At 53.9% G+C, this 14425-nt stretch carries 13 protein-coding genes and 1 pseudogene; 7 read left to right on the top strand and 7 right to left on the bottom strand.

The window, feature by feature from the left end:
* Positions 1-36: 36 nt before the first annotated feature.
* Entirely contained in the window at positions 37-2862 is a 2826-nt protein-coding gene (locus IGQ15_RS09680) for a cation-translocating P-type ATPase (RefSeq protein WP_297051235.1), read from the top strand.
* Positions 2863-2867: 5 nt separating this feature from the next.
* Here the strand turns inward: IGQ15_RS09680 and thrC are convergent, their stop codons facing one another.
* Positions 2868-3956 (bottom strand): threonine synthase, encoded by a 1089-nt coding sequence (gene thrC, locus IGQ15_RS09675; protein ID WP_297051233.1) that lies wholly within the window; start codon positions 3954-3956, stop codon positions 2868-2870.
* Positions 3957-4079: 123 nt separating this feature from the next.
* On the opposite strand from thrC, the gene IGQ15_RS09670 reads away from it, so the two are divergent.
* From IGQ15_RS09670 to mreD, 4 genes are all read left to right on the top strand, one after another.
* Positions 4080-4694, top strand: a complete 615-nt coding sequence (locus IGQ15_RS09670; RefSeq protein WP_297051231.1) for a histidine phosphatase family protein — start codon at positions 4080-4082, stop codon at positions 4692-4694.
* Positions 4695-5288: 594 nt separating this feature from the next.
* Entirely contained in the window at positions 5289-6329 is a 1041-nt protein-coding gene (locus IGQ15_RS09665) for a rod shape-determining protein (RefSeq protein ID WP_297051229.1), read from the top strand.
* A 12-nt stretch (positions 6330-6341) separates the two neighbouring features.
* Entirely contained in the window at positions 6342-7106 is a 765-nt protein-coding gene (mreC, locus tag IGQ15_RS09660) for a rod shape-determining protein MreC (RefSeq protein WP_297051227.1), read from the top strand.
* Complete coding sequence (mreD, locus tag IGQ15_RS09655) at positions 7072-7599, top strand: rod shape-determining protein MreD (protein ID WP_297051225.1); 528 nt, start codon at positions 7072-7074, stop codon at positions 7597-7599. Before mreC ends, mreD begins: the two co-directional genes overlap by 35 nt.
* A gap of 78 nt (positions 7600-7677) precedes the next feature.
* On the opposite strand, the gene IGQ15_RS09650 is transcribed toward mreD, so the two are convergent.
* Positions 7678-8202, bottom strand: coding sequence for an alpha/beta hydrolase (locus tag IGQ15_RS09650; protein WP_297051223.1), 525 nt, complete (start codon positions 8200-8202; stop codon positions 7678-7680).
* Positions 8203-8331: 129 nt separating this feature from the next.
* Between IGQ15_RS09650 and rlmD the strand changes: the two genes are divergently transcribed.
* Positions 8332-9681 (top strand): 23S rRNA (uracil(1939)-C(5))-methyltransferase RlmD, encoded by a 1350-nt coding sequence (gene rlmD / locus IGQ15_RS09645; protein WP_297051221.1) that lies wholly within the window; start codon positions 8332-8334, stop codon positions 9679-9681.
* Here the strand turns inward: rlmD and IGQ15_RS09640 are convergent.
* The 5 genes from IGQ15_RS09640 to IGQ15_RS09620 all read right to left on the bottom strand — a co-directional run bounded on the left by IGQ15_RS09640 (position 9664) and on the right by IGQ15_RS09620 (position 13370).
* Positions 9664-10326, bottom strand: a complete 663-nt coding sequence (locus IGQ15_RS09640) for a hypothetical protein (RefSeq protein WP_297051219.1) — start codon at positions 10324-10326, stop codon at positions 9664-9666. The two genes, rlmD and IGQ15_RS09640, sit on opposite strands and share 18 nt — an antisense overlap.
* Positions 10327-10347: 21 nt before the next feature.
* Positions 10348-12306 carry a ribulose bisphosphate carboxylase small subunit gene (locus IGQ15_RS09635; RefSeq protein WP_297051217.1) on the bottom strand — a complete coding sequence of 653 codons (1959 nt, stop codon included), beginning with the start codon at positions 12304-12306 and terminating at the stop codon, positions 10348-10350.
* 18 nt (positions 12307-12324) lie between these two features.
* Positions 12325-12624, bottom strand: coding sequence for a EutN/CcmL family microcompartment protein (locus tag IGQ15_RS09630; RefSeq protein WP_149817455.1), 300 nt, complete (start codon positions 12622-12624; stop codon positions 12325-12327).
* Positions 12624-12965, bottom strand: coding sequence for a carbon dioxide-concentrating mechanism protein CcmK (locus IGQ15_RS09625; protein WP_011056790.1), 342 nt, complete (start codon positions 12963-12965; stop codon positions 12624-12626). Before IGQ15_RS09625 ends, IGQ15_RS09630 begins: the two co-directional genes overlap by 1 nt.
* A gap of 96 nt (positions 12966-13061) precedes the next feature.
* The gene (locus tag IGQ15_RS09620; RefSeq protein WP_011056791.1) at positions 13062-13370 is read right to left on the bottom strand and encodes a carbon dioxide-concentrating mechanism protein CcmK; all 309 of its coding nucleotides are present in this window, start codon (positions 13368-13370) and stop codon (positions 13062-13064) included.
* 689 nt (positions 13371-14059) lie between these two features.
* Between IGQ15_RS09620 and IGQ15_RS09615 the strand changes: the two are divergent.
* A pseudogene (locus IGQ15_RS09615) lies at positions 14060-14425 on the top strand (hypothetical protein); the annotation flags it as partial.

Here is a 14425-nt window from a genome sequence, read left to right as displayed (position 1 = left end):
AAGAGAAAATAAACATAGGTCATCTCCCCACCTGCCATGACATCTTCCAATACGCCCTCCAAAATGAATCCTGAATCAGTGTGGCATGCTCTCACTGCTGATGAAGTGGTTGCTCGCCTTGGGAGCGATCGCCAACAGGGGCTGAGTTTTGCAGAAGTGCAACAGCGACAAGCCCAATATGGCCGCAATGAACTTGTTGACAATGGCCGCCGCCCCCGCTGGCAGATTTTCATTGATCAGTTTCGCAATGTGATGCTAATCATGCTGCTAGCGGTGGCCTTCATCTCTGGTACATTGGAGATTCTCAAAGCCGTCGAAGAAAACACCATCCCCTTCCCCAAGGACGCAACCGCAATTCTGGTGGTGGTGATTCTCAATGCCATTTTGGGCTATGTCCAAGAAGCCCGTGCTGAAGAGGCGCTGGCAGCCCTAAAAAATATGGCGGCGCCCAAGGTGCGTGTCCTGCGCGAGGGCAAGGTCATGGAAATTGATTCCCCTGAACTGGTTGTTGGCGACATTTTCTTTTTGGAAGCTGGGGTAAAAGTGGCTGCCGATGGTCGCCTTCTAGAAGCCGTCAACCTGCAAATCCGAGAATCGGCCCTTACAGGTGAAGCAGAAGCCGCCAGTAAAAATGCTGCGAAAATCTTGCCCATTGATACGGAAGTGGGCGATCGCGCCAATCTGATCTTTGCGGGTACAGAAGTCAACCAAGGGCGAGGGGTCGCCGTCGTCACCGCGATCGGCATGGACACCGAACTGGGGAAAATTGCCGCTGCCCTCCAAGGGGTGGAGCAGGAACCCACACCCCTGCAAAAACGGATGACCGAGCTGGGAAATCGCCTAGTCGCCATTGCTTTGGTGCTGGTAAGCATTGTCGTGATTGCTGGGGGTCTCTACGATCCCTCACTGCTGCCGCATCTCATTGACGTCTCCCTCAGTATGGCGGTGGCAGTGGTACCCGAAGGCTTGCCCGCCGTGATTACTGTCACCCTTGCATTGGGAACGCAACGGATGGTGAAACGCCATGCCCTGATTCGTCGGCTGCCGGCAGTGGAGACACTGGGGAGTGTTACAACCATTTGCTCGGATAAAACGGGTACCCTCACCCAAAACAAAATGGTGGTGCAGGCGATCGCCACAACGGCCTATCGCGCTAAGGTGAGCGGCAATGGCTATGAACCCAAGGGCGACTTTTACGACGCCAGTACCGACGATCCCTCAGCACTGTACGAACGGCACCTACTGCTACTGGCAGGGGCACTGTGTAATGATGCCCTGCTCAAACAACACGCCGCCGAGTGGGTGATTCTCGGCGACCCCACCGAAGGGTCCCTCCTACCTTTGGCTCTTAAAGGGGGCATTGATCTGAAAGCGTTGCGGGAAACGGCTGAGCGGGTCGCGGAGTTTCCCTTTGATGCCGACCGCAAGCGGATGAGTACGTTCTACCGCAGTGAGTCTATTCCTGAGATTCCCGCCAAGGAACCCTACTGGATGATTACCAAAGGGTCACCAGAACTGACGCTGGAACGCTGTCAATGGCGGCAGGTGGGGCGCGACATTCAACCCCTAACACTGGCGGAGCGCCAAGAGATTCTGGCTGAAAACGATCGCTTTGCCGCTCAAGGTCTGCGGGTCTTGGGCATTGCCCATCGCTACTGGTCAGCGCTGCCACCAGCGGAAAGTGTAGAGACCAGTGAGCAGGATTTGATCTGGTTGGGGCTAGTGGGCATTCTTGATCCCCCTCGCCCGGAGGTGCTGGAGGCCGTCGCCACCTGTCGCACGGCTGGGATTCGCCCGATTATGATTACGGGAGATCATCAACTGACGGCACAGGCAATCGCCAGTCAAATCGGTATCTGTGAGTGGGGCGACTGTACCCTCACGGGTCGGGACATTGAAAAACTCAGTACCGAGGAATTGGATGCCGCCACCCCCACCGTCAGTGTCTATGCACGGGTCTCACCGGAACATAAACTGCGGATTGTCAAATCGCTGCAACGTCACGGTGAAATTGTGGCCATGACTGGGGATGGTGTGAATGATGCCCCGGCTCTTAAACAAGCGGATATTGGCGTAGCCATGGGGATTACGGGTACGGATGTCACCAAGGAAGCCAGTGATATGGTGCTTTTGGATGATAACTTTGCCACCATTGTGGCCGCTACCGAGGAAGGGCGAGTGATTTACAGCAATATTCGTCGCTTTGTTAAATACATTCTCGGTTCCAACATTGGTGAAGTGATCACGATTGCCTGCTCACCCCTACTGGGACTAGGAGGGGTTCCTCTGACGCCCTTGCAAATCCTCTGGATGAACTTGGTTACTGATGGCCTGCCCGCCCTTGCCCTTGCCGTTGAGCCGGGGGATCCCGATGTCATGAAGTGTCCTCCTGTTAAACCCAACGAAAGTATTTTTAGCCGTGGCTTAGGTTCCTATATGATTCGTGTTGGTTTGATCTTGGCGATCGTCGGCATTTTCCTGATGGTATGGGCCTACAGCTACACTACTGAACATGTGGAAGAAGGACTCGATCCCAGACGTTGGACAACCATGGTTTTCACCACCCTCTGTCTAGCTCAAATGGGTCATGCCCTTGCTGCCCGTTCCAGTACACGGCTGACGCTTGAAATGAGCCCCACCTCCAATCTCTTTGTTTGGGGATCGGTCATTTTGACAACCATCCTGCAACTACTTCTTATCTATGCTTTACCCCTGCGACGGTTCTTTGGCACCTACCTGCTCTCGGGGACTGAGCTAGCCGTGTGTATTGGCTTTAGCCTGCTTGTCTTTGTGTGGGTGGAGCTAGAGAAACTGGTGTTGCGGCTATTCAACAAAGGCCAAGAGCTCAAGCTATTAGAGTAGGCTCGCTAAAAGCCCATTACCTTGGCCACGGTTTGCTCAGTGGGCTCAATATGGCGGTGAAAGCGATCGCTCTCCTGCTTGAGCGCCGTTTCTGGATCCTTGAGACCATTGCCCGTCAGTACACAAACTACCGTGGCACCACTGGGCACCTGATCGGCCAATTTCAAGAGACCCGCCACAGAAGCCGCACTAGCCGGTTCACAGAAGATACCTTCCTTGGAAGCCAGCAGATAATAGGCATTCAGGATTTCCTCATCAGTAACGGCATTAAAGGCACCTTGGCTGGCTTCTTTGACGGCGATCGCCCGTTGCCAGTTGGCAGGATTGCCAATGCGAATTGCTGTCGCAATCGTTTCTGGATGGGTGACAACCTCGCCCTTGACAAGGGGGGCAGAACCCGCTGCTTGAAAGCCCATCATGCGCGGCAGGCGATCGCAACGATTTTGCTCACGATACTGGCAAAAGCCCATCCAGTAGGCAGTAATGTTCCCTGCGTTCCCCATGGGGATACACAGCCAATCGGGGGCATTGCCCAAGCTATCCACTACCTCAAAGGCGGCTGTTTTCTGTCCTTCCAGCCGATAGGGATTGACGGAATTCACCAGCGTCACGGGGTAGGTTTCGGCCATGAGGCGCACAATCTCTAGGGCTTTATCAAAGTTGCCCTCAATGGCAATGACTTCGGCACCATACAGGAGGGCTTGGGCGAGTTTCCCTTGGGCAACATAGCCTTCGGGTACCAAGACATAGGCGCGCAGTCCGGCTCGTCGGGCATAGGCGGCCGCAGCGGCTGAGGTATTGCCTGTGCTGGCACAGATCACGGCTTCGGCGCCCGCTTCCTTGGCCTTGGAAATGGCCATCGTCATGCCGCGATCTTTGAAGCTCCCCGTCGGGTTGAGGCCATCGTACTTGACATAAACCGAGACATTGCGGCCAATCCGTGCAGCAATTTGAGGCACGGGAATCAGTGGTGTATTGCCTTCATAGAGCGTGACCACTGGGGTGCGATCGCTCACGGGCAAAAAGTCGCCGTAGGCGTGAATTAGGCCATGCCAAGCAGGACGGATGGGGGGAGCAGAGAGTGTTACAGGCACAGGTACGCAGTCAAGAAATATCAATAAATTTGAGGCTGAGGATAGAGCGCAGCCACACAGTACGATAATTTTAGCGATCAGGGGTTGCACTTGCCAATTGCTGCCCTAGGGGAGAACTACACAATGCGCTTAATTTTGATCCGCCATGGTGAGGCTGTGGGTAATGCCTCTGGTGTCATGTTAGGACGGCAAGATGTGCCCCTCACAGAACGGGGACGGCAGCAAGCCCTTGCCCTGCGGGACAAACTCCCGCCGCCGAATGCCATTTACACGAGTCCGCTGCAACGCTGCCGCGATACGGCTACGCTAATCAATCCCTGTCCCGACTTAAAGATTCAAGAGCTAGCGGAGCTGATTGAAATTGATCAGGGGATTTTCACAGGACTGACATGGGCACAGGCACAGGCGCAACATCCTGAGCTTTGTGAAGACCTGGAGGAGAGTGATTACCTGATTCCAGTCCCCGAGGCAGAGTCAATGGCCATGGCTTGGCAGCGAGCAAAACAAGCTTGGAAACAACTCCGACGCCACAGTGATGAGGACTGCGTTTGGTGTATTAGTCATGGCGGCTTTTTGCAGTGCCTGATTAGCGTTGTTCTGGGGAGCGATCGCCTGTGGGGGATGGAAATTCCGCCGGCTGCTTGGTTTGACTTCTCAGTACGAGTGGATTTAGAGGGCCGTTTTGAGGCAGAAAATATCCGCTGGTGGCGCATCAATGCCTTCAAGCAGAACCTCTAGGCTCAAAACGCCACGGCTCGTTTGCAAACCAACCCGATCTTCTGGAGGGAACTCATCGTGGTTACGGCGATCGCTTAAGTAATCATCAGCTTCCGAGATTTATAGCTATTTCGAAAGGGAGTGAGGTATTTTCAAGAAGGATAGGCTATACTCAAGGAGTCGTGAATATCGCTCAAGAACATGAGCTATAGCTTGGACTGACGAGAGCGGGTTGTCTCCGCGGCAGGTCACGAGGTGTGATTTTTAGCGAAGTACTCTCCCGATTTAAACAGGATAAACAGGAATCGTGACCCAGCAATCTAACTGAAAGTCTGGACTGAGCCGAAAGCGCTGGAATATCCCTTTGGTTGGGTGGCGATCGATCCAAATGGGGAGGCTAACCAAACCACGACTCTCCTAGGCTGAGTCCACCAAAGCGAGAAATTTCCGAGGGGGTGGCCAGCCGATCAACTAGCCTCGGTCTTCTAGCTTCCTCACGAGAACCCACCGAGATTTTCGAAACAAAACAAACAAAACATAATACAATCTTGCCATCACGTTTTTTGGTAACAGCACTGTTACAACCAACAGGATTCAAAGAAGGGGTACACCATCGTGGGAGTATTTAGTCGGCTATCACGAGATATCGGCATTGACTTGGGCACAGCCAACACACTGGTTTATGTGTCCGGACGGGGTGTGGTTTTAGAGGAACCATCCGTTGTTGCCATTGACCAAAACACCAAACAACCCCTTGCCGTCGGTACTGCAGCGAAGCGAATGCTGGGGCGGACACCGGGCAATGTGGTGGCCGTACGTCCACTGCGGGATGGTGTGATTGCTGATTTTGAACGTGCGGAACTGATGCTGAAACACTTTATTCGCCAAGTGCACGGCGGTAAGAATTTGTTTGCCCCCCGGGTGGTGATTGGGATTCCCAGTGGCGTCACCGGTGTCGAACGTCGTGCCATTGAGGATGCTGCTCGGGGTGCGGGCGCACGGGAAGTCTATTTGATTGATGAACCCGTCGCCGCTGCCTTTGGTGCGGGTTTACCCGTGGAAGAACCGACGGGCAACATGATTGTGGACATTGGCGGTGGCACGACCGAGGTAGCGGTTCTCAGTTTGCAGGGCACCGTTTTGAGTGAATCCGTCCGTGTTGCTGGCGATGAAATTTCTGATGCGATCGTTCAGTATTTGAAAAAAGTACACAACCTGATCATTGGTGAACGCACGGCTGAGGAGATCAAGATTCGCATTGGCTCTGCCTACCCCAATGACAGCTATGACTCCGAATCCATGGAAGTGCGGGGGCTACACCAACTCTCTGGCCTACCACGCACAGTCGTCGTCAAAGCAGAAGAGATTCGCGAAAGCATGGCCGAGCCCCTCTCGGTGATTATTGAAGCTATCAAGCGTACTCTTGAGCGGACGCCCCCGGAACTGGCTGCAGACATTGTGGATCGCGGGATTATGCTGGCTGGGGGCGGTGCCCTGCTACGGGGTCTCGATACCCTGATTAGCCATGAAACGGGCATTGTCGTCCATGTGGCAGCGGATCCCTTGCGGTGTGTGGTCATGGGTACCGGTCGGGTGCTGGAAAACTTCAAAGACCTCGCCCGTGTCTTTGCTACACAACCGACGGTTATTGGTTAAAGATCAGCAGCTATGGCTTTTCTGCTGCGCTGGTGGGGACGATATGCAGGCGGCTTAGTCCTTGTTGCTTTGGTACTCACAAGTGCTTGGACTTTGCGCGAGACCAATGGGGCAGCGATTCGTGAACTCTACCGCCTTCTCAGTTTGCCCTTTCAAGGCGCAGTGGACGATCAGCAAGCGCTGATTCAAGCCCGCACATGGCAACTGGAGCAGCAACTGGCCGCCGTCCAAGCGGAAAACCAACGGTTGCGGCAAATGCTGAATGCCCCGATACTACCTAATTTGAATGGCCGCATTGTTGCGGTGATTGGTCGCAGTTCCGATCAGTGGTGGCGATCGCTCCTCTTGGGGGAAGGCAGTCGTCAGGGTCTCACCATTGGTTCAGTCGTGGTGGGCAACGGTGGCCTTGTGGGGCGCATTACGAGTATTACCCCCAATACCAGTCGGGTAATGTTGCTCACGGATCCCGCCAGTCGAGTGGGGGTTGTGGTGGGTCGAACGCGGCAAATGGGAATTCTGCGGGGACAACTCAACCAGCAGGTGATTGTCGAGTTTTTAGAGAAAGACCCGAAGGTGCAGCCCAAGGATGTCCTCTATACTTCAGCCTTGAGTAGTCTCTATCCGGCGGGTATTCCCATTGGTGAGGTGCAATCGGTGGAACTCAGCGATCCCACCCGTCCCCATGCCACCGTTATTCTTGGCGCACCGATTGATCGCCTTGAGTGGGTCACCGTCATTCCCTATGCTGAACCGACAGACACGTTTACACCGAACTAGCCTCAACTGGCTGATTACCATTGGCTCTGTGGGACTTTGTGCCCTGCTGAGCTTTATTCACTTACCCAACTTGCATCTATTGGTGCCGGACTGGTTTTTAATCTGGGTGGTGGTGTGGAGTGTCAAGCGATCCTGGGGTCAAGGGGTACTGGCGGGTATTGCCCTTGGTTGGATTCAAGATGGGTTAGTCAGTGCTCATCCTAGCCACGCAGTTAGCTTAGCTTTGGTGGGGGGGTTGACCGCCCTGATGCAAAAGCAGCGCTTTGTTTCTGAGGATTTTATTTCGGTTGCTCTGATTACCTTTGCGATGGCCATCCTGCAACAAACGGTCATCGCAATCCAAATGAGCCTTGGTAGTGGCTTCCCCCTCGAGGAGATTTGGCAGCACCATCGGCAAGTTGCGCTTAGTTCAGCCATTATGAGTAGTCTTTGGGCACCCTTGGTCTATGCCCCCTTGAATCGCTGGTGGACGTGGTTGCGAGAGCAGGAGTAGATTGCCCAAAAAAATGCAGGAGCCTCTTTACCCCTGCACCTAAATTGTTAATTTTGACTCTTCGTCAATTGTTTGGGGCTATGGGCGCAAATTTCCGAACATGCTCATCATGCCATCTTGTTTCTTGAGCATTTGGTTGAGCTTGCGCAAATCAAGGTTGATGGTTTCAGCAGGGTAGTTTTTCAAAAACGACATCATGCTCAACCCTTCCGGAGAAGCAGCGGCAGTGAGCATGGCACCACGGAGAGCCACTTCACCAGCTGTATCGCGACGAATCGTGACCTGAGAAAATTGTTTGAGTAAATCTTTGCCAATGGGACTACCCAAAATTTTATCGGTTTGCACAACATTAAAAGGCAGCCGCATACCCAAGAATTGAAGGAGCTTGGCTTGGTCATCTTTGGGAACGAGGCGCATCAATGCTCGCAATTGTCCCGTGGCTTCTTGGGTGGACACAAATTCCTCTAGCTCCGACATCGGGAAGGAGCGCTGAAAAGGACCATAGGTGAGGGAGACAAAGTCAGCTGCTTTGGCAGGGGTGGTGAAAAGGGCACCCACGGGTAGTGCCAGTGCCAGTAAGCAAGGCGAAAGACGCTTCAGCATAGGGGATCGACTCCAAAATCACTTCAGTACAAACGTCGGATTGCACCGCTAGCAGTATAACAGCGAAAATAGAGCTTGCTGGCTCTCCTTAACTTATCCCTAACGTTTAGTGGACTGAGACGTAAATTGATGAGCGTTTGGCAGCAGGGCGCCACCATTGAGTTAACAATTGACTCCTTGAACCACACGGGGGAGGGGGTAGGACGCTGGCAGGATCGGGTGGTCTTTGTGGCGGATACGGTTCCGGGCGATCGCCTGCGGGTGCGACTGACCCATGTCAAGCGGCAATATGCCCACGGCAAGGTCTTAGAGGTGGTGCAGCCCTCAGTACAGCGGGTGCGGCCAAGCTGTATTGTCGCTGATAAGTGTGGTGGCTGTCAGTGGCAGTGTGTGGCCTATGGGGCGCAATTGGCGGCCAAAGAACAACTGGTGAAGGATGCGATCGCCCGTATTGGTCATCTCGAACCGCAAACTTTCTTACCGATTTTGGCTGCCCCTAACCCCTTTGGCTATCGCAATAAAGTGACGTACCCCCTCGGTCGCCGCCACGGTGCCGTGGTTGCGGGCTATTACCAAAAAGGCTCCCATCACCTAGTGAACCTGAATCAATGTCCGGTGCAGGATCCGCGCCTCAATCCGCTCTTGGCTACCCTGAAGCAGGCATTGCAATCTTGGCCGATCTACAATGAACAGACCCGTGAAGCGGGGTTTCGCCATCTTGGTTTGCGCATTGGTCAGCGTACCGGGGAGCAGCTCATTACCCTCGTGCTCGCAGGGACATTACCCGCTGGCTTGCGGGCAGAGGCAGAAGGTTGGCTACAGCAGTTTCAAGGGGTGGTGGGGGTCTGTGTCAACTTCAATCATCAAGTGGGAAATCGCATCTTTGGTGACGAGACGCAGGTATTGGCTGGGCGACCCTACCTTTGGGAAGAGATGGCAGGGGTGAGGTTTCAGATTGCTTCGACTACCTTTTTTCAAGTCAACACGGCGCAAGCGGAGCAACTGGTCACCACGCTGCGAGAGTGGATTGCCCCAACGGGTCACGAACGACTGCTGGATCTCTACTGTGGGGTGGGAACGCTAAGCCTACCCCTTGCCGGCGCTGTCGCTGAAGTGATTGGTGTGGAAGTGCATCCTGCCTCGGTACAACAGGCGATCGCCAACGCCCAGCACAACGGCATTAACAATGCTCGCTTTCTCTGCGCCAGAGCAGAAGAGTGGCTGCCCCAGTCCGATCAGACCGTGGATGTACTGATTCTCGATCCACCGCGCAAAGGGTGCGATCGCCCCGTTCTTGAGACCATTCTCCGCAACCGTCCGCCGCGCATTCTCTATGTGAGTTGTCATCCCGCCACCTTGGCACGGGATCTGGCTCACCTCTGCGCTACAGGCGCCTATCAACTAACGAAAATCCAGCCCCTCGATATGTTTCCGCAAACAGCCCATGTAGAAACGGTTGCTTTACTGACTACTGCCTAAGGCATGATTATCGTCACTGGGTTGGATTGGCTCTACCCGAAACATTTTGGCAAACATCTTAGTAACGTAGGCTTGGCCATAGACCACGCTTGTCTTCGGTGTTGGCGAAGTGCTTGTCTCTGGTGGCGCGGCGGCTGGACTTTCCTGATGCCCAGAGGGAGCGTCTGTAGAGTCCTGCTGATCTGGCGTGGAATTCTCTGAGGAATTGGCGGTTGTGGGTGGCTCCTGCCAAGGATCCTCGGCGGAAACGGCACTCTCTTGGGGGTGACTCGTTTCTGTGGGGGGGTGCCAACGGCGACTGCTATCCCCAAGGAGAGAACCGGCGGCTACCACAGCACCAGCCGGAATCGTTGTTTGCATCACGGTGGTACTGGCGCCAATACAGGCATGAGGTCCAATGGCCACGGTCCCAATCAACAGCACGCCGGCGCCAATGTTGACCCCTTCGCCAATCTCAATGGTGCCGCCGTGGGCATGAATGACGCTGCCCATACCAATACAGACACCTGCGGCAATGCGAATTGAGGCCCCTGCTTCTGCCCAAAGCAACACCCCCGGTGCCAAAACGGCTTGGGGATCTACCACCACATCACCAACAATGCGAACCGCAGGTGAAGGAGGCAGGGCTAAGGGCGGCAGGGGCATTGGGGCACCTCACAGGGAGGGCTACTTAGCAGCCTGTTGGAGCAGGATTTCGGCCACCCGCTGCTTACCGGCAGGATTAATGCCAATCAGGCGCACGTACTCGCCACTGTACTCTTGGAGGCAAGCCTGAATCGCAGCAAGGGCTTCATTGAGAGTTTTGGCCTCAATGCGGGGGCCACTTTGCCAAGAGTTGGTGCGGTAGCGACGGGCGTCCACATGTTCTAGGCCAAGGGTATAGCCCTGTTGCAGCAGTTTCCCTACTTGGTCAACCACCTCTTGACTGAGGTTGTGGCTGCTAGTCCTCCCTTGACTAGAGGCGGTTGGGCGCGGTGCGAACCCTTGACCACCGGTGCTACTGCCATTGCTGGCGGCCTTGCCATTGGGACGGTGAATAATCGTTTCCAGTACCCGCTGTTTGGCTTGGGGATTGACACCCACGAGGCGGACATAGTCCCGCTGGTGCTCGGCAAGGAAGGCACTGAGGTCATTCAGCTGCTGCGCCGAGGTAATTTTGATGCCGCTTTGCCAAGAACTGGTACGGAAGCGACGCTGGTCGGCGTACTCGGTCGTGACTTGGCAGCCTTGGCGCAACAGGTCTTGAATTTGGTTTAGGAGATCGGCACTGAGAACGGTTTCATTACCGCTAGAACTGACGAAGACATGACTAGGAGCTGCTGGGGTTGCTGCTTTTGTGGCGATCGCCACCGCGCCATCGGGCCGCTGAATAATTTGCTCGAGGACGCGCCGCTTTTGCTTTTGATCAATGCCAATCAAGCGCACATATTCCCCTGCATGTTCTTGGAGGCAGGCCTCAAGGGCAGCGAGCACTTCCCGTTCCTGCTTCGCTTGAATCGGAGCACAACTCGTCCAAGAACTGGTGCGGTAGCGGCGGGCATCGGCGTGCTCCGTGCCAATTTGATAGCCCTGCTGGAGCAACTGCCGCACCTGAGCCACAACAGAGGCATCGAGGGAACCCACTGGCGCTGCACTCACCGTTGTGCTAGGACGATAGCTACTGGGACTGGCCACAGGCGCTTGACCGGGGCGTTGAATAATTTCCTCGAAAACGCGACGCTTGGCCTTAGGATCGACGCCGATCAGGCGCACATACTCGCCCTCGTGTTCCTTGAGGAGTTGGGCGATCGCCGCCATCACTTGAGACTCCTGCCGTCCCGTCAACGTCGGGCAACTCTGCCAAGAGCTCGTGCGATACCGCCGCGCATCGGCATATTCCAAGCTGATGTGGTATCCCTGCTGCAACAATTGGCGGACATGAGTCCCATAATCTGCGGTCATGGTGTTCTTTTCCCCGGTGAGCGTTTCAACGTGTAGGATGGGTGGGTCTTCTTGACGCTGGCGTTCATTCCGAATCGGGGCAATACAGGCAATATTCTCAGCACACTGGTACCCCGATCGCAGCGCTTCATTGATGCCAACCACGTGCTGGGCAAAGTGAATATCCGACTCTTCCACATTCGGCAGGCGATCAGCTTGTTGCTGCGTTGTGATCACCATTCCCGAAGGCACATATTTTCCCGGTGGAATCTCCACATCCTGAATGAGGACGTGCATCATCACCACACAGCCCGCACCTATCCGGGCATTAAAGACCGTTGAACGAAAGCCAATAAAACAGCCATCGCCAATGTAGGCAGGGCCGTGGATCAAGGCCATGTGGGTAATTGAGGCATTATCACCGATCCAGACAGAATACTCTTGGCCATCATCGCCAATCACCCGTCCCTGCTGGAGGCCGTGGATGACAACGCCATCTTGAATGTTGGTGCGGGAGCCAATATGGAAGGGCGTTCCTTCATCGGCACGAATGGACGTGCCGGGTGCGATGTGAACATAATCTTTGATGCGGACATCGCCGATGAGGTTACTAAAGGAGTGGACGTAGGCCGTGGGGGCAATCTCTGGCTCCGCTAAATCCCTAGACCACGGCGTTGGGGGTGCCGCGTAGCTTTGAACCGCCATAGGGAGAAGTCTCCAATACTAATACTGGGTACGTTTGCTGTAGAGCAAATAATTATCCCGACTTACGGTGTCAATAATGGCGACAACGGCTGCGTCAATGGGTTTGTCGGTGCCATTGATAATACAGCGGGCGGCACTGCCTCGGCTTACCAATACCCACTCATCCTGTCCTGCACCAACCGTATCCGCAGCCACTTCGTAGTCGGGTAAAAATTCGCCGTCCTCACCCAAATATTGCAAGACAAGAAACTTGACTCCCGTTAAGGTGTCTTCTTTTTGAGTACTGGTAACGGTGCCGCACACTCGCGCGATTTTCACTATGGGCGACCCATCGGGCGGATACCGCTAACGCTTTCGCGGAATTGTTCCACTGCCTCAGTATAGCGAATGGGCAGGACGTACTCGAGGTTTTCGTGGGGACGAGCAATGATGTGGGTGGACAACACCTGACCCCCATTCACACGCTTCACGTTTTCGACACCCGCCGCAACCGAAGCCTGCACTTCAGACACATCGCCACGGACAATCACGGTCACCCGACCACTGCCGATTTTCTCGTAGCCCACAAGGGTAACGCGAGCGGCTTTCACCATTGCGTCTGCGGCTTCCACCACTGCAGGGAAACCAAGGGTTTCAATCATACCGACGGCAATTGCCATTGTAATAACTCCTAAACGTCAAACAAGTAAAGAACTAAAAGAACCAGAGGATCGATAAGCGATGCAACTGAAAACTCCACCAAACTGCCCAACCCCTTAGTTGCGGAATTGCTCCACTGCCTCGGTATAGCGAATGGGCAATACGTACTCAAGGTTTTCGTGGGGACGAGCAATGATGTGCGTGGACAGCACCTCTCCGCCATTGACACGTTTGGCAGAATCAACCCCAGCAGCCACTGAGGCTTGTACTTCGGAGACATCACCCCGCACAATCACGGTGACCCGACCACTCCCGATTTTTTCGTAGCCCACAAGGGTGACCCGAGCGGCTTTTACCATTGCGTCTGCTGCTTCGACGACGGCGGGGAATCCGCGCGTTTCAATCATTCCCACAGCAATTGGCATGAGTAAGCTCTCCTAATTAGAATAAGGGTAAGCGGTACAAAAGCTAGAGTTGCAATCAGAGCGATCGCCACAGAAAATAATGACGGGATAGCCGATTGTTATCGTGACGTTAATCACCGTCTTTTTATCTCTAAAACAAGCATAGGGTGCGGGGTTTCTTTTGACAATATAATGATTGATAATCTTTTCTAGTTTCTCATATTATCAAATCTAATTTTAAGCCCTTGACACCCCTTTCAACTCAAGATGAGTCAATACGAATCGGCTAATCCATAGAATTTTATCTAAAACTAGTTACCTTCTCATAGATTAATTGCTGGATTAAGAGGGTGCTGCCTGCGTTTGAGCAGACTGCATAGGGTATTTCAATGTTGCTCTATATTTTGCTAGATCAAAATCTATTGTTCTATCAAACAGCAATTAACCTTTCTCGCTCAATATTCATTCTCTAAAACACTGATCTGACCGATTCGCTGCAACTCTTTGCTACTTCCGTTGTAAGGATTTAATTCCCTATTGAACGTCAGTGATGGCCTTTTTACTTTTAGAAAGTTGAAATAGAAAATGTATTTGAGTTAGGAAATGGGAGAACGCCATCATTTGTTTATTGCCGCAAGTCTCGCTTGGTATTAGGGAGAATCAGCCAAGATAGAATCGTCGTGGATATTCGCGGGTGTGGAGTGTCTTGTATGCTGCGGCTACCAATTCAACCGATTTGGCAAAGGGTTTCCCAGTGGCCAGTGTGGGAGCCCACACGGCTGGCGATCGCCAGTTCAATTCTTTTGCACGCCGTTATCCTCTCGTTTGTGCGTGTGCCCGAACCCACACCCCCAGAGTTGGTCAGTGAGGAACTGGTGCCCTTGGTCAGCCTTTCTCCCGAACTAGAAGCGGATTTACCCTCTATTGAACCGCTCTTGCCCACGGAACTCCCACCCCTTGCCACGACCACACCACCGCCTCTACCGTTTACAGGTATTGAGCCACCCCCCCTTTCCTTTGCCCCCTTGGCACCGCTACCCCCCTTGCCGCCGCTGACGGAACTCCCGCCCCTACCC

Origin of the sequence: Thermosynechococcus sp. M98_K2018_005 (assembly GCF_015295825.1) — a bacterium.
Lineage (GTDB): Bacteria > Cyanobacteriota > Cyanobacteriia > Thermosynechococcales > Thermosynechococcaceae > Thermosynechococcus.
The sequence above is the reverse complement of the archived record's forward strand: the minus strand, read 5'-3'. Positions and strand labels throughout refer to the sequence as shown.

What these genes read in the sequence shown, in the direction of transcription:
- IGQ15_RS09640 (WP_297051219.1), bottom strand. Translation starts at nt 10,326, where the DNA reads ATGCCCCTGCCGCCCTTAGCCCTGCCTCCTTCACCTGCGGTTCGCATT.
- IGQ15_RS09680 (WP_297051235.1), top strand. Translation starts at nt 37, where the DNA reads ATGACATCTTCCAATACGCCCTCCAAAATGAATCCTGAATCAGTGTGG.
- IGQ15_RS09635 (WP_297051217.1), bottom strand. Translation starts at nt 12,306, where the DNA reads ATGGCGGTTCAAAGCTACGCGGCACCCCCAACGCCGTGGTCTAGGGAT.
- IGQ15_RS09650 (WP_297051223.1), bottom strand. Translation starts at nt 8,202, where the DNA reads ATGCTGAAGCGTCTTTCGCCTTGCTTACTGGCACTGGCACTACCCGTG.
- IGQ15_RS09620 (WP_011056791.1), bottom strand. Translation starts at nt 13,370, where the DNA reads ATGCCAATTGCTGTGGGAATGATTGAAACGCGCGGATTCCCCGCCGTC.
- mreD (WP_297051225.1), top strand. Translation starts at nt 7,072, where the DNA reads ATGCTGAACCGACAGACACGTTTACACCGAACTAGCCTCAACTGGCTG.
- IGQ15_RS09670 (WP_297051231.1), top strand. Translation starts at nt 4,080, where the DNA reads ATGCGCTTAATTTTGATCCGCCATGGTGAGGCTGTGGGTAATGCCTCT.
- IGQ15_RS09625 (WP_011056790.1), bottom strand. Translation starts at nt 12,965, where the DNA reads ATGGCAATTGCCGTCGGTATGATTGAAACCCTTGGTTTCCCTGCAGTG.
- rlmD (WP_297051221.1), top strand. Translation starts at nt 8,332, where the DNA reads ATGAGCGTTTGGCAGCAGGGCGCCACCATTGAGTTAACAATTGACTCC.
- mreC (WP_297051227.1), top strand. Translation starts at nt 6,342, where the DNA reads ATGGCTTTTCTGCTGCGCTGGTGGGGACGATATGCAGGCGGCTTAGTC.